19 protein-coding genes are annotated in these 20773 nt (G+C 44.9%); 10 read left to right on the top strand and 9 right to left on the bottom strand.

Features of this window, described 5'->3' with window-relative positions; translation table 11 throughout:
• Positions 1 to 6 precede the first annotated feature (6 nt).
• The 5 genes from ffh to rplS all read left to right on the top strand — a co-directional run bounded on the left by ffh (position 7) and on the right by rplS (position 3591).
• A complete protein-coding gene (gene ffh, locus P4S59_RS12885) occupies positions 7 to 1389 on the top strand; it encodes a signal recognition particle protein (RefSeq protein WP_005385423.1) in 1383 nt (460 codons plus the stop codon).
• 209 nt (positions 1390 to 1598) lie between these two features.
• The gene (gene rpsP, locus P4S59_RS12880; protein WP_005379962.1) at positions 1599 to 1847 is read left to right on the top strand and encodes a 30S ribosomal protein S16; all 249 of its coding nucleotides are present in this window, start codon (positions 1599 to 1601) and stop codon (positions 1845 to 1847) included.
• Positions 1848 to 1876: 29 nt separating this feature from the next.
• Positions 1877 to 2425 carry a ribosome maturation factor RimM gene (gene rimM, locus P4S59_RS12875; protein ID WP_005379964.1) on the top strand — a complete coding sequence of 183 codons (549 nt, stop codon included), beginning with the start codon at positions 1877 to 1879 and terminating at the stop codon, positions 2423 to 2425.
• A gap of 27 nt (positions 2426 to 2452) precedes the next feature.
• Entirely contained in the window at positions 2453 to 3196 is a 744-nt protein-coding gene (gene trmD, locus P4S59_RS12870) for a tRNA (guanosine(37)-N1)-methyltransferase TrmD (RefSeq protein WP_085342646.1), read from the top strand.
• A 41-nt stretch (positions 3197 to 3237) separates the two neighbouring features.
• Positions 3238 to 3591, top strand: coding sequence for a 50S ribosomal protein L19 (gene rplS, locus P4S59_RS12865; RefSeq protein WP_005379971.1), 354 nt, complete (start codon positions 3238 to 3240; stop codon positions 3589 to 3591).
• Between the two features lie 846 nt (positions 3592 to 4437).
• Here the strand turns inward: rplS and yacG are convergent.
• The 8 genes from yacG to nadC all read right to left on the bottom strand — a co-directional run bounded on the left by yacG (position 4438) and on the right by nadC (position 11653).
• Positions 4438 to 4632 carry a DNA gyrase inhibitor YacG gene (gene yacG, locus P4S59_RS12860; RefSeq protein ID WP_005396692.1) on the bottom strand — a complete coding sequence of 65 codons (195 nt, stop codon included), beginning with the start codon at positions 4630 to 4632 and terminating at the stop codon, positions 4438 to 4440.
• Between the two features lie 158 nt (positions 4633 to 4790).
• Positions 4791 to 5531, bottom strand: coding sequence for a cell division protein ZapD (gene zapD / locus P4S59_RS12855; protein ID WP_005396691.1), 741 nt, complete (start codon positions 5529 to 5531; stop codon positions 4791 to 4793).
• 27 nt (positions 5532 to 5558) lie between these two features.
• On the bottom strand, positions 5559 to 6173 hold the full coding sequence (gene coaE / locus P4S59_RS12850; RefSeq protein WP_047008979.1) for a dephospho-CoA kinase: 615 nt from the start codon (positions 6171 to 6173) through the stop codon (positions 5559 to 5561).
• Positions 6174 to 7043 carry a prepilin peptidase gene (locus tag P4S59_RS12845; RefSeq protein ID WP_012841418.1) on the bottom strand — a complete coding sequence of 290 codons (870 nt, stop codon included), beginning with the start codon at positions 7041 to 7043 and terminating at the stop codon, positions 6174 to 6176. It lies immediately after the preceding gene.
• A gap of 64 nt (positions 7044 to 7107) precedes the next feature.
• Positions 7108 to 8331 carry a type II secretion system F family protein gene (locus P4S59_RS12840; protein WP_337168519.1) on the bottom strand — a complete coding sequence of 408 codons (1224 nt, stop codon included), beginning with the start codon at positions 8329 to 8331 and terminating at the stop codon, positions 7108 to 7110.
• A gap of 23 nt (positions 8332 to 8354) precedes the next feature.
• The gene (gene pilB / locus P4S59_RS12835) at positions 8355 to 10040 is read right to left on the bottom strand and encodes a type IV-A pilus assembly ATPase PilB (protein ID WP_337168518.1); all 1686 of its coding nucleotides are present in this window, start codon (positions 10038 to 10040) and stop codon (positions 8355 to 8357) included.
• A gap of 5 nt (positions 10041 to 10045) precedes the next feature.
• On the bottom strand, positions 10046 to 10504 hold the full coding sequence (locus P4S59_RS12830; RefSeq protein WP_258656167.1) for a pilin: 459 nt from the start codon (positions 10502 to 10504) through the stop codon (positions 10046 to 10048).
• Positions 10505 to 10765: 261 nt separating this feature from the next.
• Positions 10766 to 11653: a carboxylating nicotinate-nucleotide diphosphorylase gene (nadC, locus tag P4S59_RS12825; RefSeq protein WP_337168517.1), complete on the bottom strand. Its 888-nt coding sequence runs from the start codon at positions 11651 to 11653 to the stop codon at positions 10766 to 10768.
• A 92-nt stretch (positions 11654 to 11745) separates the two neighbouring features.
• On the opposite strand from nadC, the gene ampD reads away from it, so the two are divergent.
• The 5 genes from ampD to lpdA all read left to right on the top strand — a co-directional run bounded on the left by ampD (position 11746) and on the right by lpdA (position 19798).
• Positions 11746 to 12297, top strand: coding sequence for a 1,6-anhydro-N-acetylmuramyl-L-alanine amidase AmpD (gene ampD / locus P4S59_RS12820; protein WP_337168516.1), 552 nt, complete (start codon positions 11746 to 11748; stop codon positions 12295 to 12297).
• Positions 12298 to 12702: 405 nt separating this feature from the next.
• Positions 12703 to 13470, top strand: a complete 768-nt coding sequence (gene pdhR, locus P4S59_RS12815; RefSeq protein ID WP_005396680.1) for a pyruvate dehydrogenase complex transcriptional repressor PdhR — start codon at positions 12703 to 12705, stop codon at positions 13468 to 13470.
• A gap of 48 nt (positions 13471 to 13518) precedes the next feature.
• A complete protein-coding gene (gene aceE, locus P4S59_RS12810; protein ID WP_337168515.1) occupies positions 13519 to 16182 on the top strand; it encodes a pyruvate dehydrogenase (acetyl-transferring), homodimeric type in 2664 nt (887 codons plus the stop codon).
• Positions 16183 to 16201: 19 nt separating this feature from the next.
• Entirely contained in the window at positions 16202 to 18103 is a 1902-nt protein-coding gene (aceF, locus tag P4S59_RS12805) for a pyruvate dehydrogenase complex dihydrolipoyllysine-residue acetyltransferase (protein WP_337168514.1), read from the top strand.
• A 267-nt stretch (positions 18104 to 18370) separates the two neighbouring features.
• Positions 18371 to 19798, top strand: coding sequence for a dihydrolipoyl dehydrogenase (gene lpdA / locus P4S59_RS12800; RefSeq protein WP_005379993.1), 1428 nt, complete (start codon positions 18371 to 18373; stop codon positions 19796 to 19798).
• Between the two features lie 146 nt (positions 19799 to 19944).
• Here lpdA and opaR read toward each other — a convergent pair whose 3' ends face one another.
• Positions 19945 to 20559: a transcriptional regulator OpaR gene (gene opaR, locus P4S59_RS12795; protein WP_031780576.1), complete on the bottom strand. Its 615-nt coding sequence runs from the start codon at positions 20557 to 20559 to the stop codon at positions 19945 to 19947.
• Positions 20560 to 20773 lie beyond the last annotated feature (214 nt).

Genomic DNA, 20773 nt, shown 5'->3' with positions numbered 1-20773 from the left:
ACAAAGATGTTTGAGAATTTAACGGATCGATTATCCAAAACGCTGAAAAATATCAGTGGCAAAGGTCGTCTGACCGAAGACAACATTAAAGAGACCCTACGTGAAGTACGAATGGCCTTACTTGAAGCTGACGTTGCGCTTCCGGTTGTTCGTGAATTTGTTAACCGCGTTAAAGAAAAAGCGGTAGGTGTAGAAGTTTCTAAATCTCTGACTCCTGGTCAGGAATTTATCAAGATCGTTCAAACAGAACTTGAAGCCGTAATGGGTGAGTCGAATGAGGCGCTAAACCTTGCCGCTCAACCACCTGCTGTGCTTCTTATGGCGGGTCTACAAGGTGCGGGTAAAACCACATCGGTAGGTAAGCTATCTAAGCTTTTAAAAGAACGTGACAAGAAGAAAGTCTTGGTTGTGTCTGCCGACGTTTACCGCCCTGCGGCAATCAAGCAGCTTGAAACGCTGGCATCAGACATCGGTGTTGACTTCTTCCCATCATCACCAGACCAGAAGCCTATTGATATCGCCAATGCAGCGATTGACCATGCGAAGAAAAAATTCTACGACGTATTGATTGTCGATACCGCAGGTCGCTTGGCGATTGATGAAGAGATGATGGGGGAGATCAAAGATCTTCACGCAGCTATCAACCCAGTAGAAACGCTATTTGTTGTTGACGCTATGACGGGTCAAGACGCAGCAAATACAGCAAAAGCCTTTGGCGATGCGCTACCTCTTACCGGTGTAGTTCTAACTAAAGTTGATGGTGATGCTCGTGGTGGTGCGGCACTGTCAGTACGCCATGTAACGGGCAAACCAATCAAATTCTTGGGTGTCGGTGAAAAAACTGACGCGCTAGAACCGTTCCATCCAGATCGTGTTGCTTCACGTATTCTTGGTATGGGTGACGTTCTGTCTTTAATTGAAGACCTACAACGCAACGTTGACCAAGAAAAAGCAGAAAAGCTGGCGAAGAAGTTCAAAGAGAAGAAAGGTTTCGACCTTGAAGATTTCCGTGAACAGCTAGGCCAGATGCAAAACATGGGCGGCATGATGGGCATGATGGATAAGCTTCCTGGCATGTCTCAGCTACCAGACAATGTGAAAGACAAAGTCGATGACAAGATGTTCAAGCAGATGGAAGCGATCATCAGCTCCATGACAATGAAAGAACGTCAACGCCCAGAGATTATCAAAGGCTCACGCAAGAAACGTATTGCGGCTGGTTCTGGTGTGCAAGTTCAAGACGTAAACCGCTTACTAAAACAGTTCACCCAAATGCAGAAGATGATGAAAAAGATGCAAAAAGGTGGCATGAAAGGCATGATGCGCAACATGCAAGGCATGATGGGCGGCATGGGTGGAGGCGGTGGCTTCAACCCATTTGGTCGTTAATTAATCGATCACGCATAGATTCAGGGTGTTAGGTACGTCACAAACTTTAAATTCAATTTATGTTGGCGAAAAAGTAACTAAACTCCTTGCATTGCTCCGGGAGAAGAGTAAAATTCCGGAGCTTTATTTTGGCACGAGACCCCAAACTATTTAATTTCTTGAATGGTTTTTGGGGTTAATTTTATTTTTGAGAAAGCAAAGAGGACGACATGGTAACCATTCGTTTGGCACGTCACGGCGCTAAAAAGCGTCCATTTTATCAAATCGTAGTAGCGGACAGCCGCAACGCTGCAACTGGCCGTTTCATCGAGAAAGTTGGTTTCTTTAACCCAACTGCTAAAGGTCAAGAAGAAGGTCTACGTCTAGACCTAGACCGCGTTAACCACTGGGTTGGTCAAGGCGCGTCTGTATCTGACCGCGTTGCTAAGCTAGTTAAAGACGCTCAAAAAGCGGCTTAATTTTTTACTTGAAAAGTAGAAACTAGTTTATGTCGATGAAAGGTAAAGAAACAATGAGCAACGAAAAGATTGTTGTAGGCAAGTTTGGTGCTACTTACGGCATTCGAGGTTGGCTTAAGGTTTTTTCCTACACAGACAATGCTGAAAGCATTTTCGATTACAGCCCTTGGTACATTAACCAAAAGGGTAAGTGGGTTGAGTACAAAGTAGAAAGCTGGAAGCGCCATAACAAAGGTATGGTGGCTAAGCTGGAAGGCATGGATGTTCGTGAAGACGCGCATCTAATGACGAACTTTGAAATTGCTATTGACCCTGCGGTACTTCCTGAATTGTCAGAAGATGAGTTCTACTGGCGCGAATTGTTTGGGATGCAAGTTGTAACCACTAAAGGTTACGATCTAGGTGTCGTTACTGACATGCTAGAAACTGGCTCAAACGATGTTCTGGTTGTTAAAGCAAATCTTAAAGATGCTTTCGGGCAGAAGGAACGATTAATCCCGTTCCTTGAAGAGCAAGTGATCATTAATGTTGATCGCGAAGCTCAACGGATCGAAGTTGACTGGGATCCTGGATTCTAATCTCCAAAATTACAGAGCGAGATAAACATGTGGGTTGGCGTTATTAGCCTTTTTCCAGAAATGTTCCGTTCTGTTACTGATTTTGGAGTAACAGGTCAAGCGGTTAAAAAAGGTCTTTTGTCGATTGAGACTTGGAATCCTAGAGATTTTACTCACGACAAACATCGCACTGTCGATGACCGACCTTACGGTGGTGGCCCTGGTATGTTAATGATGGTTCAGCCTTTGCGCGATGCCATTCATACCGCGAAAGCAGCCTCACCGGGCAAGACGAAAGTCATCTACCTTTCTCCTCAAGGTCGCAAGCTCGACCAGAAAGGAGTAGAAGAACTGGCAACAAATGAGAACTTGCTTCTGATTTGTGGTCGTTACGAAGGGATAGATGAGCGCATCATTCAATCTGAAGTCGACGAAGAATGGTCGATTGGTGATTTTGTGATGACGGGTGGTGAGATACCAGCCATGACGTTAATCGATTCTGTCTCTCGGTTTGTTCCGGGTGTACTAGGGGATTTCGCGTCAGCAGAAGAAGACTCTTTTGCAAATGGCTTGTTAGATTGCCCTCACTATACGCGTCCAGAAGTGTTGGATGACAAAGAGGTACCAGCGGTACTGATGTCAGGCAATCACAAGGACATTCGTCAATGGCGACTAAAACAGTCGCTGGGCCGAACTTGGCTTAGAAGACCAGAGCTCCTGGAAAACCTAGCTCTGACTGACGAACAGGAACAATTACTTGCTGAGTTCATTAGTGAACATAACGCAAAGTAACCTAATTTATTTAGTATCAGTTTATTCTAGGAATTTAAAAAATGAGTAACATCATCAAAGCTCTTGAAGAAGAGCAAATGAAATCAGACCTACCTAAATTTGCACCAGGTGACACTGTTGTAGTTCAAGTTAAGGTAAAAGAAGGTGACCGTGAGCGTCTACAGGCTTTCGAAGGCGTTGTAATCGCAATCCGTAACCGTGGTCTACACTCTGCTTTCACTGTACGTAAAATCTCTAACGGTGAAGGTGTTGAGCGTACGTTCCAAACACACTCTCCAATCGTTGATAGCATCGAAGTTAAACGCCGTGGTGCAGTACGTCGTGCCAAGTTGTACTACCTACGTGAGCGTTCTGGTAAGTCTGCTCGTATCAAAGAGAAACTTGCTAAGAAGTAATGCTATAACTAGCGTTCTCATCTTAAACGGAGTCCTTTTAGGGCTCCGTTTTTTTATTTGTGTAATTAGCTTGCTCGTTTTCTTTTCATCCGACCTGTACTGCCGATGCTCATGCACTGGCATATACTCCGCGCCTCTGCCTTGCTCGAATAAAAATAGCTTTGCTAGATCATCAAAATAGTCAGAGTTGAAAAGGGGTGAATGAATACCGATTGCAGACCGCAATGGTTAAAATTCATCATTCTGAACAGCGACGAAGGAGCGTGATTCAGAATCTACTAGCCGAAAGCGCTAGTGTTTAAGTCGTTACTTCAGAAGTGTCCTTGCTGTGAGTGGATTCCTGATGTCGTTATGGTTCCTCGGAATGATGGCAAATGATGACCAAAGATTACAGGGCTCCGCGGTTAAAATTCGTCATTCTGGACAGCGACGAAGGAGCGTGATTCAGAATCTATTCGCCGAGAGCGCTAGTGTTTAAGTCGTCAACTTCAGCAGAGCCCTTGCTGTGAGTAGATTCCTGATGTCGTTATGGCTCCTTGGAATGACGGCAAATGATGGCCAAAGATTACAGGGCACCGAGGTTAAAATTCATCACTCTGGACAGCGACGAAGGAGTGTGGTTCAGAATCTACTAGCCGAGAATGCAAGTGTTTAAGTTGTTAGCTGCCCCCTTGCTGTGAATAGAGTCGTGATGTTGCGATAGTTCTTCGGAATGATGGGAGTACAGATGGTGGAGTTAAATTGTCTTTTCTGTATGTTGTAAGCCAAGTGCTCCGCATTTCATAGCCATTTCCCAATAGCCTAAAACCTAGGAGCCTAGGATATTCCTTTACCCTAGGCCTCAATTTAATACTGGTCTTCAGACCAGCCATCACTGTCGGACATATCGGGGGCGCCTGGGATGGTGTTTTCTTCATCTGCCCATTCACCAAAATCAATCATTTGGCATTGTTTACTGCAGAAAGGGCGATGAGGACTTTGTTCTCCCCATTCTACGTCGGCGCCACATTGTGGGCATTGAACGATGGTAATTTTAGACATAGTTGAGCGTCCCATTACTAATTGGTGTTAAAGGGTAGTATACCTAAATGAATTCAAGATGGCTTATTCAACGCGCTATTGCTGCTACGAATTTTTATCCAATATACGAACAATAAAGCGTTGAATTTTAGATTGTGGGGGTGAGGCTTAGTGTCGTCTTAGCTGCACACAGCAAGTTCAAACTCAATATCTTGTGTGCACGCTTGACCGTTTTCAAACGACATAAACTTGATCGCAAAGCGGTTTTTATGGCCAGAAATCATAGGATAAACGCCATATTCCATTGGGATGTGAAGTCTTAGAATATTAGCTTCATCAGCGTCACTTTGGAAGAAACCCGCACGACCGATTTGAGCTTTAAAATGTCCGGTCTCTCTAGTGAGCTTTAACCATAATGAAAGCGCATCAGACAAGGGCCTTAAGCTTGCTTGCCACTGCTGCGCATCATGCTTTTTACGTTCAATGGGTAGGTGAAGCCAGTAATGTAACGCTGGCAAATCAAAACAGCATGAACCACCCGGTAGATTAAAGCGTTGGCGGATAGAGCTTAGGAAGCGATCTTCTTTTAGTGCTTGACCAAAACGCTCTGCACCCATCAGTTGGCTATGAACGACATCTATCTCTTGTAGTAGGGTATTTAATGCGTCTTGATCGACGCCATCAACATTTAGCCAATGGCGGTACGACAGTCGTTGTTTCTCTAAATCTTTGGCCAGTTCACTTTTCAGCTGGATCTGTTCGAAGATTTCAACCATATCGAATAACGCACGGAAAAACAGTTGGTACTGGTGATTTTCGCTAAACCCAGAGGCCAAGTGAGCCTGACGCAGCAGAGACTCCACTCTTAGATAAATACGAGTTTTCTCATTTAACGGATGTTCAAATTTGTGCGTGGTCATCGACATAAGCCTTTGTGAGTTTCGTTCCTATTTTCGCAGATTTTTCTTACACATGGCTAGGTACTTTTCGTGCAAATCTGTGATTTGAAGCAAAAGATCTGGGTCACTTGGATTATTCTTAACCACATCGTCTGCAAGCGCGAGTCTTTGCTCTCTTGATGCTTGAGAGGCAAGGATAGCGCGAGCTTGTTCTTCACTCACATTGTCTCGTTTCATCGTGCGAGATATCTGTGTATTCGGTTCTACATCGACGACAAGAACTCGATCACACAAACTGTCTAGCTTGTTTTCTACGAGCAACGGCACCACAAGTAACGCATACTCTGAGGTGACTTGCTGCAAATCTTCGATCATCTTTTCACGAATTATCGGGTGCAACAGTGCGTTGAGCCATGCTTTTTCATCTGAGTTTGAAAAGATTTTCTCTCTCAGCTTTGCGCGATCTAAAGTTTGGTCTTCACGAACGATATCGTGACCAAAATGTTCAATAATCGCGTTTAGGCCGGGAGTGCCTGGCTCGACAACTTCTCTTGCTACAATGTCGGCATCGACGATATCGATTTTAAATTGTTGTTTGAACAGATTCGCGACGGTTGTTTTACCGCTAGCGATACCACCTGTTAAACCAATAACCAAAGCCATTTACACTCCTAGAACTGAAGTAAAGTACCAGTTTAAAATCTGATCGCCCCAAATTAAGCTTATCCAACCAGCAATTGCTAAGTAAGGACCGAAAGGAAAAGCTTTTTCAATTCCCTGTTTTTGCAAGCGTAGTTGAATGATGCCAAATACGATGCCAACCACAGAAGAAAGTAGAATGATCATCGGCAGTGACTGCCAGCCCAGCCAAGCCCCTAGTGCTGCTAGTAGCTTAAAATCACCATATCCCATTCCTTCTTTACCAGTAAGTAGCTTAAAGCCCCAGTAAACGGACCAGAGACATAGGTAACCAGCAATAGCACCAATGACAGAATCTTGTAGAGTAACAGGACTTATTTCGACTAATGCTAAGGCAATGCCAGCCCAAGTTAATGGTAATGTTAATTGGTCAGGTAACAACATAGTATCGAGATCGATAAATGTTGCGGCGATTAAGATAAAAGTGAAAAAGAGTAGGGCAACGGTAAAGTAACTAAAACCAAAGTGGTAAGCGACAAAGCCTGAGCAGAACGCAGTGAGCAGTTCAATCAGTGGATAGCGTGCGCTAATGGCTGTCTGACAGTTGTGGCATTTGCCTTTTAAAAGCAGCCAGCTAATCACAGGGATGTTGTCTCGAATACGTATCGGCGTTGCGCACTTCTGACAGGAGGAGCGTGGGACGCTCAAGGTCAGCACTTCTTTAGGAGGTTCTATTTTGTATTCAGGAAATGACTCGGCACATTCGCGTCGCCATTCTAGTTCCATGATTTTAGGTAGTCGATAAATAACCACATTGAGGAAGCTACCCACGATCAGACCGAAGATGGTGGCAAACACAACGAATAGCCAAGGGTAGTACTGGAATACTTCCATATTTGTCTCTTGAGCGATGAGTGAAATCAGCAAGATGCTGTTTTAAAGGAGTTAACAGCTCATTCTAGCCCAATACACTCATTAAGTTAAAGATTGGCAAGTACATTGCTGTCACTAATCCGCCAACAACGATGCCTAAAAAAACGATAATTAGCGGCTCTAGAATTTTACTAAGGTTGTCGACGGTGTTATCGACTTCAAACTCGTAGATCGTTGCAACTTTATTGAGCATATCGTCAAGTCGACCAGACTCTTCACCGATCATGACCATTTGTAACACTAATTCAGGGAACACATTACAGTTACGCATGGCAACATACATTGGCATACCTGCGGCGGTATCACGGTAAACTTCTTCTATGGCGAGTTGATAGTGTAAGTTTCCTGAGGTTTTTGATGTGGTTTTTAAACTGGTTAGAATTGGAATACCCGCTGTAAAGCTTGTGGCGAGTGTTCGACTAAATTTGGCGATAGCAGCTTTTGATAATACAGGGCCCAGAACAGGAAATTTAAGCACAGAGCGGTTGAGCATTAAGCGAAAAGAATCTGAACGCTTAGAGAGGATTCTCGCCGAGATGAATAAACTAATGGAGCCTAGTGCGATAAACGGACTCCAGTTTTGTGTCCAGACGGAAAGATCTAATACTTGCCTGGTAAACCAAGGTAAGTCAGCACCAAAACCAACAAACATTTTTTCAAACTCGGGAATGACTTTGGTGAGCATGATAAACGAGACGCCTAACGCTACTAGCACTACCATGGCTGGGTAAATCAGGGCTTTGATCACTTTCGCACGGAGTTGTTCATTTTTTTCTCGGTAGGTGGCTAAGCGCTCGAACACTTCCGCTAAGTTACCGGATTGCTCACCTGTGGCGATAAGGTCGGTATAGAGTGGGTCAAAGTGTTCACTTGCAGTGCGCATGGCTTTTGACATGGGCGTACCCGCTTCAACGGCGCGTGTCACGCTCATCAAAATGGATTTCATCTCTGCTTTTTTGTGGTTTTCTGATACCAATTTTAAAGCCTGAACTAAGGGGACACCGGTTATCAACATCGTCGAAATTTGCCGGGTAAACACCGTGATGTCTCTGCCTTTCACGCGATGGCTGAGTTTAGTTAGAAACGAGATACTGCTTTTCTTTAACTTCTTGATCTTGATGTGTTGTGCGTCTAGACGCTCGCGTACTTCAATTTCTGTCATCGCGAGAGTTTGTCCAGACGTCTTTTTGCCTGAACTGTTGATGCCTTTCCAGCGGAAGTTTTTAAGTTGTGGTGTAGTGGTTTTCATAGAGGTGACTGCTGATTAAAGGATTAAAAATAAAGTACGCGCTGTAGTTCACTAAAACTTGTGATCCCTTGTTTGAGTTTTTCTATGCCCGACATTTGTAACGTGCTCATACCATTTGCGATGGCGAGTTTTTCTAGTTCATGTACCGACGCGCCTTTAATAAGCGCTTCGGAAAGAAATTCATCAAAGCGCATCACTTCATAAATCCCCGTTCGGCCGGAATAACCATGGGTACACTCATTGCATCCATCGGGATTGGCTTTAAAAATGTTGTCGCTTGCTTGAATTCCGAGATGTTGTAGCTGAACGGTAAGCTCTTGTGATTGTTTGCAGTGCGAGCACAGTTTACGGGCTAAGCGCTGGGCAATAATCAAACTAAGAGATGAGGCCAAGTTAAAGCTTTCTACGCCCATGTTTGATAAACGAATAACCGTTTCAGCCGCAGAATTGGTATGCAAGGTTGAAAGTACTAAGTGACCGGTTTGCGATGCTTTTATGGCGATTTCCGCAGTGTCTAAGTCACGAATCTCACCGACCATGACCACATCGGGGTCTTGACGAAGAAAAGAGCGTAACGCCTCTGCGAAGCCAAAGCCGATCTTGGGTTGTACTTGTACTTGGTTAATGCCCGATAAGTTAATTTCTACCGGGTCTTCTGCTGTGGAAATGTTGATTTCTGGCTTATTGAGAATACTCAATCCAGTGTACAGAGAAACGGTTTTCCCGCTCCCAGTTGGGCCTGTCATCAGAATCATGCCTTGTGGGCGACGCAGCGCATCCAAGTACAATTGTTTTTGTTGTTCGCTATAACCAAGTTTGTCGATATCCAGTGACGCAGAGCTGCTGTCGAGTAGTCGTAATACAATTTTCTCTCCGAATAGAGTCGGTAGCGTGGATACACGCATATCAATCGCGGTGTCTTGATTCAACTTGAGCTTAATACGCCCATCTTGTGGTAAACGTCGCTCTGCAATATCAAGCTTAGAGAGGATTTTGATACGAGCGGATAAGCGGCGACTTAAGTGGCTTGGTGGCTGCTGTGTTTCAATTAAGATGCCATCACAGCGTAGGCGAACGCGGTACATCTTTTCATAAGGTTCAAAGTGGATATCGGATGCGCCTTTGCGCACAGCGTCCAACAGAATTTGGTTTATGTAACGGCTAACAGGAGACTCATCTTGGCTCAAGTCTTCAATGTTGTCGATTTCATCTGCGCCCACGTCAACCAGACTGGCTAACTCTTCTTGGTTGATCTCTTTTAATCCAGACTTTTCTTGCCCAAGTGCTCGGCCATATAAGCGCCGAATCGCAGCGGTCAGCTCGCGAAAATCAGCGAGAACAAGCTCTACTTGCAACCCTGTCGCAAAACGAAAGTCATCTTCTGCTTGTTGGTTCGTCGGGTCGGCAACGGCTAATAACAAAGTTGAAGGCGTGCGCTGGAGTGGGAGTGCGTTATGTCGAGTGATTAATTCACGTAGACCGAGTTGTTGACAAAGCGAAGCGTACTCATACTGAGATAACTCGGGCTGACTCAAACCAAAGAGAGAACTTAAGTGATCAGCTAGCTCGCTTGATGTTAATAATCCAGAACTGAGTAAAGCTTCCGGCATTGAAATGCCAGAAGCTTTGACTTGCTCTATTAACGATTCTTCTTGGGAAAATGTCAGTAATCCTTTTTGGCGAAGAATTGTTGAGAGTTTGGTGAGCATTAATGTTAACGACAATTTTTTGGTAACAAATCATCTGTTACCGGGCTTGAGCTAGAACCTTGACATGTCCATGTTCCATCAGACGCACGTACTAGCTCGAAGTTTTTACTAGTAACCAAGTTACTCACTCCTGAGCTATCAAACTCAAACTTGATTGTGCCAGCGGAAGAGCTTGCTGCAGTAAAAGTTATTGAACCTGATGGAATAGAGGTTGGAACACCCAAGTCTGCTTCAGTTTCATTTGCATTAGCACCATCAGGGAACTTACCATTTTCGACAGCAAATGCTTCTACGTTCGTTTTTACTCCAGTCAGGGTTGCAAGAGCTGATGCTACCTCGGACTTCGCAACGTATTTTTGGTACTGTGGAATAGCTATAGATGCCAAAACACCAATTACCGCCACCACAATCATTAATTCAATCAGAGTAAAACCCTGTTGTTTTTTCTGTTTACTGTTTTTCATTTTTAACCCTTTCCTAAAAATTAATAATGCTCTTGCATTAGCGAAAGATTATGGAGAGTTAAGGTGGGTTGAAAATGGGGAAGAGATGGGCTCTCGAGTGAGATAAAACTCTTTGGTGAAAAGTTGCATATCGCATGCAGAGTTTTGCGAGTAGTACTATTTTTTAGTGGATAAAAAGAAAGGGCCAATTGGCCCTTTTTAATGATGAATTACTCACAACCCACTGAGTTAGTTGAAGTAATTTGAGATTTGTTGCTTTTGTTATTTGAAGCGCATCGAAAGATCCATCGCTTTTAGATGCTTAGTCAACGCGCCTACCGAAATGTAATCGACACCGGTTTCTGCGTATTCTGCGATGGTCTCTAGCGTAATGTTGCCGGAGTTCTCTAAAGCGGCACGACCTGCGTTAATCGCTACGGCTTCACGCATCATTTCTTTTGTGAAGTTATCTAGCATGATGATGTCGGCACCGGCGTCTATCGCTTCTTTCAACTCTTCTAAGCTTTCCGTTTCTACTTCTACCGGTTTGCCTGGGTTGAGCTCTTTCGCTTTTTGGATCGCTTGAGTAATACCACCACAAGCAATAATGTGGTTTTCTTTAATAAGGTAAGCGTCGAACACACCGATGCGATGGTTAAAGCCACCACCGCAGGTCACGGCGTATTTTAGTGCGCTACGCAGACCAGGAATGGTTTTGCGTGTGTCTAGTAGACGACACTCAGTATGCGCGATTTTTTCAGCGTACTCTGCGGTAACTGTTGCGCAGCCAGACAGCGTTTGGATGAAGTTCATTGCGTTACGCTCACCTGTCAACAAATCACGAGCTGGGCCTGTCAGCGTACAAAGGGTTTGGTTAGGTTTGACCTTATCGCCGTCATTTACGTGCCATTCAATGCTGACCTTACCACCGAGCTGTTTAAAAACTTCATCAGCCCATGCTTGACCACAGAACACACCATATTCGCGAGTAATAATCGTTGCGGTATTAACCGCATCGGCAGGGATCAAAGATGCAGTAATGTCGTTATCTGCGTCGACACTGCCACCTAGATCTTCTTTTAAGGTATCAGCGACAGAGCGAGTGATCTCTAAAGGGAGTTGTTGTTTAAGGTATTCTAGGCGTTCTTGAATGTTGTGTGTGTTCTTCATCGCAAATCTTGTCTTGAAAGGGAGATGGCAACGAATGATACTCTCCGGTGTCAATAATTTCAGCAGTTAATTTGCAAAGTAGAGAGGTTGATATGCGCCCAATTATCGAGAATGGCTGGCTGACACAGGCAAAGCATGTTCCGTCACCATTTTTTGATGCCCGCTCTGATATAAACGACATCTCTCTGCTGGTGGTACACAACATCAGTTTGCCTCCTGGGCAGTTTGGTGGACCATATATAGAGGGCTTCTTCACTGGCAAGCTAGACCCAAACGCACATCCATTTTTTGAAGTTATTCACAAAATGGGCGTTTCTGCACATTGCTTGATTAAGAGAAACGGCGAGGTTGTTCAATTTGTTTCTTTTCTCGATAGAGCATGGCATGCCGGTCAATCCAGTTTCGCGGGCAGGGAGCGTTGTAATGACTATTCCATTGGTATCGAGCTTGAAGGGACAGAATTTACTGCCTACACAGAAGCGCAATATCAATCACTTGCAGAGATCACTGAGGTGATTATGCAGTCTTATCCTCAAATCACCCCGCCACGAATTACTGGTCATCAATATATTGCGCCCTTGAGAAAAAGCGATCCTGGTCTAAGCTTTGATTGGGTGAAATATAGACAGCTTATACAGCGTTGATTTGTAGCGAAAGTGTAAATTCAAAAAAGCGAAATAAATAAGGCATACGATCAGGTATGCCTTTTTTTGATACCAGAAATATTAATGATTGTTAAAAGTTAACTACATTTTTACGCTCGTATACGCCGTTTTGGTGAATAAACAGACTGATAATTTTGTCATTTTCTGTATTTCTTTTCCAAAATTGCTAGCACGTCGACTTCCCATTTGTATGCTTTATGTAATTGGTCATACCAATTCTATTGCTGTTTTAACAGTCGATTGTTATCAGAGTGTTGGAAGTAAGCTCGTTCTATGATTTAGGTCAATTTTCGGCTGGACAGTGGCGTTTTAATTATGTTAATTTCTGCACCAACTTAAAATTGGTATTACCAATTACCTGCAAGAGTAGAAGAACAATAAATTATGGCTTATCAAAGGATTCGTCAGCCAAAACTCTCTGATGTTATAGAACAAGAGTTAGAAAGGTTGATAGTGGAAGGAACATTGTCTCCGGGGCAACAACTGCCTCCAGAGCGTGAACTGGCAAGACAGTTCGATGTGTCTCGTCCTTCAGTCCGAGAAGCCATTCAACGCTTAGAAGCGAAGCGTTTGTTGACTCGTCGCCAAGGTGGCGGAACATTCGTAAGTGAGAATATCTGGAAGAGCTTTTCAGATCCCTTGTTGAATTTGTTGTCTAGTCATTCTGAAACCCAGCTTGATGTGCTTGAGTCTCGTCATGCAATGGAAGGAATTTCAGCTTACTTTGCAGCTTTACGTGGTACCGAAGAAGATTTTGCGCGTATTCAAGGTTGCCTTGAGCGCATTAGCCAAGAGCAAGCAAACAACGATATCGAAGCTGAATCTGCGGAAGTGATGCAATTTTTGATCGCTTTGACAGAAGCCGCGCACAACGTGGTTTTGTTGCACATTGTTCGAAGCTTAGCACCTTTGCTTGAGCAAAATATTCTACAAAATTTTAAATTACTACGTCGCCGCCCAGAAGCGGTCGAGAAAGTCAGTAAACACCGAGCCAATATCGTGGATGCGATTGTTTCTGGTCAGCCTGAAAAGGCGCGAGAAATGTCCCACTCGCACTTGGCTTACATCGAAGAAACATTGTTGGATTTGACTCGAGAAGAGTCTCGACGAGAGCGTTCTCTACGTCGAATTCAGCAGGGTAATGACTCGTAAGAGCGTTACTTAAATAAGTAGATCCAACCAACAGAAGGATAGATCGCCATGTCTGATATGAAGCATGACGTAGATGCACTGGAAACTCAAGAATGGCTACAAGCGCTTGAGTCAGTTGTACGTGAAGAAGGTCTAGAGCGTGCTCAATTCCTATTAGAGCAAGTTCTAGATAAAGCACGTCTAGACGGTGTTGATATGCCAACAGGTATCACAACTAACTACATCAACACGATTCCTGCAGACCAAGAACCAGCATACCCAGGTGACACAACACTTGAGCGTCGTATTCGCTCAATTATTCGTTGGAACGCTATCATGATCGTTCTACGTGCATCTAAGAAAGACCTAGAGCTAGGCGGCCACATGGCGTCTTTCCAGTCTTCTGCTGCGTTCTACGAGACATGTTTCAACCACTTCTTCCGTGCGCCAAACGAGAAGGACGGTGGCGACCTAGTTTACTACCAAGGTCACATTTCACCAGGTATCTACTCACGTGCATTCGTTGAAGGTCGTCTAACTGAAGAGCAGCTAGACAACTTCCGTCAAGAAGTAGACGGCAAAGGTATTCCTTCATACCCGCACCCTAAACTGATGCCTGAATTCTGGCAGTTCCCGACAGTATCGATGGGCCTAGGTCCAATCGCTTCTATCTACCAAGCTCGTTTCCTTAAGTACCTAGAAGGCCGTGGTCTAAAAGACACTTCAGAGCAGCGCGTTTACGCGTTCCTAGGTGACGGTGAGATGGATGAGCCAGAATCACGTGGTGCTATCTCTTTCGCTGCGCGTGAGAAACTAGACAACCTATGTTTCCTAATCAACTGTAACCTACAGCGTCTAGATGGCCCTGTAATGGGTAACGGTAAGATCATTCAAGAACTTGAAGGTCTGTTCAAAGGTGCTGGTTGGAACGTAGTGAAGGTAATCTGGGGTAACAACTGGGATTCACTACTAGCTAAAGATACGACTGGTAAGCTTCTACAGCTTATGAATGAAACGATCGACGGCGACTACCAAACATTCAAATCAAAAGACGGCGCGTACGTACGTGAGCACTTCTTTGGTAAGTACCCAGAGACAGCTGCACTTGTTGCTGACATGACTGATGACGAAATCTTCGCACTTAAGCGTGGTGGTCACGAGTCTTCTAAGCTATACGCGGCATACAAAAACGCGGCAGAAACTAAAGGTCGTCCAACAGTAATCCTAGCTAAGACTGTTAAAGGTTACGGCATGGGTGAAGCGGCTGAAGGTAAGAACATCGCGCACCAAGTTAAGAAGATGGACATGACTCACGTACTACACCTACGTGATCGTCTAGGTCTTCAAGACATCCTAACTGACGAAGCTGTGAAAGAACTTCCGTACCTGAAACTTGAAGAAGGTTCAAAAGAGTACGAATACCTACACGCTCGTCGTAAAGCGCTACACGGCTACACACCACAGCGTCTACCAAAATTCACTCAAGAATTCATCGTTCCTGAGCTAGAAGAATTCAAGCCACTACTAGAAGAACAGAAGCGTGATATCTCTTCTACTATGGCATTCGTACGTGCACTGAACGTTCTACTTAAGAACAAGAACATTGGTAAGAACATCGTTCCTATCATTGCTGACGAAGCGCGTACATTCGGTATGGAAGGTCTGTTCCGTCAAATCGGTATCTACAACCCGCACGGCCAAACTTACACACCAGAAGATCGTGGCGTTGTTTCTTACTACAAAGAAGCGACTTCAGGTCAGGTTCTACAAGAAGGTATCAACGAGCTAGGTGCTATGTCTTCATGGGTTGCTGCTGCGACTTCATACTCGACAAACGACCTACCAATGATCCCGTTCTACATCTACTACTCAATGTTCGGCTTCCAACGTGTTGGCGACATGGCGTGGATGGCTGGCGACCAACAAGCACGTGGTTTCCTACTAGGCGCAACCGCTGGTCGTACAACGCTGAACGGCGAAGGTCTACAGCACGAAGACGGTCACTCGCACATCATGGCGGGCACGGTTCCTAACTGTATCTCTTACGACCCAACATTCGCGTACGAAGTAGCAGTAATCATGCAAGACGGTATCCGTCGTATGTACGGTCCTGATCAAGAGAACGTGTTCTACTACCTAACGCTAATGAACGAAAACTACGCAATGCCAGCAATGCCAGAAGGCGCTGAAGAAGGCATCCGTAAAGGTATCTACAAGCTAGAAACTTACACGGGCGACAAAGCGAAAGTTCAGCTAATGAGCTCAGGTACTATCATGAATGAAGTACGTAAAGCAGCTCAAATCCTAAGCGAAGAGTACGGTGTTGCTTCTGATGTTTACTCTGTAACGTCATTCAACGAACTAACTCGCGACGGTCAAGATGCAGAGCGTTTCAACATGCTTCACCCAGAAGCGGAAGCGAAAGTACCTTACATCCAAACAGTAATGGGTACTGAGCCAGCTATCGCAGCAACTGACTACATGAAGAACTACGCAGAGCAGGTTCGTGCATTCATTCCTGCTGAGTCTTTCAAAGTTCTTGGTACTGATGGCTTCGGTCGTTCAGACAGCCGTGAAAACCTACGTCGTCACTTCGAAGTGAACGCAGGTTACGTAGTAGTAGCAGCGCTAACTGAACTAGCGAAACGTGGCGAAGTTGAAAAGACTGTAATTGCTGAAGCAATCAAGAAGTTCGACATCGACACAGAGAAAACAAACCCGCTATACGCTTAATTAAGAAGGTAGATAAGAAATGGCAATCGAAATTAATGTACCAGACATCGGTGCGGATGAGGTTGAAGTTACTGAGATTCTTGTAAGCGTTGGCGACAAGGTTGAAGAAGAACAGTCTCTGATCACTGTTGAAGGCGATAAAGCTTCTATGGAAGTTCCTGCTTCTCAAGCGGGTATCGTTAAAGAAATCAAAGTTGCAGAAGGCGACAAGGTTTCTACTGGTTCTCTAATCATGATTTTCGAAGCCGAGGGTGCAGCAGACGCTGCACCTGCTCCTGCGGCAGAAGCGGCTCCAGCAGCAGCTCCAGCTCCAGCAGCAGCGGCAGAATTGAAAGAAGTTCACGTACCAGACATCGGTGGTGACGAAGTTGAAGTTACTGAAATCATGGTAGCAATCGGCGACAGCATCGAAGAAGAGCAATCTCTGATCACTGTAGAAGGCGACAAAGCTTCTATGGAAGTTCCTGCACCATTCGCAGGTACGCTTAAAGAGATCAAAGTAGCAGCAGGCGATAAAGTATCGACTGGCTCTCTAATCATGGTATTCGAAACTGCAGGTTCAGGTGCTCCAGCAGCTCCTGCGGCAGTTGAAGCTCCAGCAGCGGCAGCTCCAGCAGCATCTGCGGCGAAAGAAGTTCACGTACCAGATATCGGTGGCGATGAAGTAGAAGTGACTGAAATCATGGTTGCAGTTGGCGATACAGTGGAAGAAGAGCAATCTCTAATCACTGTAGAAGGCGACAAAGCTTCTATGGAAGTTCCTGCACCATTCGCTGGTACAGTTAAAGAAATCAAGATTGCAGCTGGCGACAAAGTGTCTACTGGCTCACTAATCATGGTATTCGAAGTAGCGGGCGCAGCACCTGCTCCGGCAGCGGCTCCAGCTCAAGCGGCTCCAGCTCAAGCGGCAGCACCTGCAGCGGCAGCTCCTAAAGCAGAAGCTCCAGCGGCAGCAGCTCCAGCAGCGACTGGCGATTTCAAAGAGAACGATGAGTACGCTCACGCGTCTCCAGTTGTTCGTCGTCTAGCTCGTGAGTTCGGCGTAAACCTTTCTAAGGTTAAAGGTTCTGGTCGTAAGAGCCGTATCCTGAAAGAAGACGTTCAGAACTACGTGAAAGAAGCGCTTAAGCGTCTTGAGTCTGGTGCAGCAGCATCTGGCAAAGGCGACGGTGCTGCTCTTGGTCTACTACCATGGCCAAAAGTGGACTTCAGCAAGTTCGGTGAGACAGAAGTTCAACCGCTATCTCGTATTAAGAAGATCTCTGGTGCAAACCTCCACCGTAACTGGGTAATGATCCCGCACGTTACACAGTGGGATAACGCAGACATCACGGCTCTTGAAGCATTCCGTAAAGAGCAAAACGCGATTGAAGCGAAGAAAGACACTGGCATGAAGATCACTCCACTAGTGTTCATCATGAAAGCGGCTGCTAAAGCACTTGAAGCGTTCCCAGCGTTCAACTCTTCTCTATCAGAAGACGGTGAGAGCCTAATTCTGAAGAAATACGTGAACATCGGTATCGCAGTAGATACGCCAAACGGTCTAGTTGTTCCTGTATTTAAAGACGTGAACAAGAAAGGCATCTACGAGCTATCTGAAGAGCTAATGGCTGTTTCTAAGAAAGCACGTGCAGGCAAGCTAACTGCTGCTGACATGCAAGGTGGCTGTTTCACTATCTCTAGCCTAGGCGGTATCGGCGGTACGGCGTTTACTCCAATCGTAAACGCACCAGAAGTTGGTATCCTAGGTGTGTCTAAGTCAGAAATGAAACCGGTATGGAACGGTAAAGAGTTCGAACCGCGTCTACAACTTCCACTGTCTCTATCATACGACCACCGTGTGATCGATGGTGCTGAAGGTGCGCGCTTCATCACTTACCTAAACTCATGTCTATCTGACATTCGTCGTCTAGTTCTGTAATAGAAATTAGATGAATGAGAGGCGGCAACTTAGCCGCCTCTGCTAATCATAATTACCGACAATTTGGTTATCAGCCTTGCTTCGTTCAGGGTTTTCACAATCGAATTGTTGTCTAGCTCACAGGCTAAATTGATTTACTTTTCACACCATTAACATCTCTGTAAACTGTTAGCGGTCTGAAAATAACTGTTTAAAACAAATCTCTCTTAAACATAAAAAATCGATACCCACTCAGCCTGTTAGGGATAATGACTACAAGAGGTCAAAATGAGCAAAGAAATTAAAGCCCAAGTTGTTGTACTTGGTTCTGGTCCTGCTGGTTACTCCGCTGCATTCCGTTGTGCGGACTTAGGTCTTGAAACTGTACTAGTTGAACGTTACAGCACGCTTGGCGGTGTATGTCTGAACGTGGGTTGTATCCCATCTAAAGCACTGCTTCACGTTTCTAAAGTAATTGAAGAAGCGAAAGCGATGGCTGACCACGGCGTTGTGTTCGGTGAGCCTCAAACAGACATCAGCAAAATCCGCATCTGGAAAGAAAAAGTTGTTAACCAACTAACTGGTGGCCTAAGCGGTATGGCTAAGATGCGTAACGTAACAGTAGTTAACGGTTACGGTAAGTTCACTGGCCCTAACTCTATCCTTGTAGAAGGCGAAGGTGAGCCAACAGTTGTTAACTTTGACAACGCAATCGTTGCGGCTGGTTCTCGTCCAATCAAACTGCCATTTATCCCGCATGAAGACCCACGTATTTGGGACTCTACTGACGCTCTTGAACTAAAAGAAGTGCCAGAAAAACTGCTTATCATGGGCGGTGGTATCATCGGTCTAGAAATGGGTACGGTTTACCACTCTCTAGGTTCTAAAGTTGAAGTTGTTGAAATGTTTGACCAGGTAATTCCTGCAGCAGACAAAGATATCGTGAAAGTATTTACTAAGCGTATCAAAGACAAGTTCAAGCTAATGCTAGAAACGAAAGTAACAGCAGTTGAAGCAAAAGAAGACGGTATCTACGTTTCAATGGAAGGCAAGAAAGCGCCAGCTGAAGCTGAGCGTTACGATGCGGTTCTAGTTGCTATCGGTCGTGTACCAAATGGTAAGCTAATCGACGGTGAAAAAGCGGGTCTAGAAATTGACGAGCGCGGCTTCATCAACGTTGATAAGCAAATGCGTACTAACGTTCCTCACATCTTCGCGATCGGTGATATCGTTGGTCAACCAATGCTTGCTCACAAAGGTGTGCATGAAGGTCACGTAGCTGCTGAAGTTATCTCTGGTAAGAAGCACTACTTCGACCCTAAAGTTATCCCTTCAATTGCGTACACTGAGCCAGAAGTAGCTTGGGTTGGTAAGACTGAAAAAGAAGCGAAAGAAGAAGGCATCAAGTACGAAGTTGCAACATTCCCATGGGCAGCATCAGGTCGTGCAATCGCATCTGACTGTGCAGACGGTATGACTAAGCTAATCTTCGACAAAGAAACTCACCGCGTAATCGGTGGTGCTATCGTTGGTACTAACGGTGGTGAACTACTTGGTGAAATCGGCCTTGCAATTGAGATGGGCTGTGATGCAGAAGATATCGCTCTGACTATCCACGCTCACCCAACTCTACACGAGTCTGTAGGTCTAGCTGCTGAAGTATTTGAAGGTTCAATCACTGACCTGCCAAACAAAAAAGCAGTTAAGAAGAAGTAAGCTTTTTCTGACTGAATGATAGAAACCGCTGCATTGCAGCGGTTTTTTTATGTTTGCTAGGTAGGAATATAAACGTGTGCTCGGCTGACAGCAGACAATAAAAAGCCCACCAAACGGGTGGGCTGACATATATTGCGAGTTAAGCTTTAGTGTTCACGGTTGTAAATGCAAAGCATGTCTAAGTATGAACTAACAAGGTGCTTAAGTTCCGCTTCACTTTTTGCACGGTTCGCTTGGACAAACAGTGAGTAACAAATACCGTGGAACAAGTTTGCCAAGTGTTCTGAATCGTGCTGATCACACACTTCGCCACGTTCAATCGCTTTAATGAACATGTTTTGTACCAGCAACTGGTTAGTACGGTTAGTTGAAACAAACAATGGCCATACTTCGTCACGTGTTGAAGCACTCCACTCGAACCAAACTTTTAGCCAGTGACAGTCTTGACTGACAAGCTCGATCATTGCATTAGTAATATTGGCGATGTTTTCACGTGCGTGTAAGTCTAAGTCAATGTTATCCGATAGGAAGTTCGAGAACTGACGTACGACGTGGTTGAGTACTTCATCCACTAAGTCTTCACGAGTCGGGAAGTAGTTAAAAACGGTCGCCACAGAAACTTGAGCAATTTCTGCGATATCTGCGTGACCACCACGACCGATGCCGCGGCGCGCAAACACTTCCAATGCGATTTCCATTAACTGTTGCTTACGTTTGATCGGGGAAAGCCTAGTTCTAGGTCTCTTTGCAATTGAGTCCATATCCATTTTCCTTGCCATTTGAGTTGATATTGGGGGTAACCCCTAATTGATTATTTTAATAGTTGCTTAAAGCAGTGATGAGTGTAATGGTGCATATCAACAAGGTCAACATCTGTAGAACAATTTATATACAGTAATGTCATTATTATTGATAAATTTAGCTATGAACTTTATAAAACTAAGACCTTCTTCCAAGATTTTTTGGCAACAGGAT

The sequence above is a fragment of the Vibrio sp. M60_M70 genome, from assembly GCF_037162085.1.
GTDB classification, from domain to species: Bacteria; Pseudomonadota; Gammaproteobacteria; order Enterobacterales; family Vibrionaceae; genus Vibrio; species Vibrio diabolicus.
This window is presented reverse-complemented; position numbering and strand designations above follow the sequence as displayed.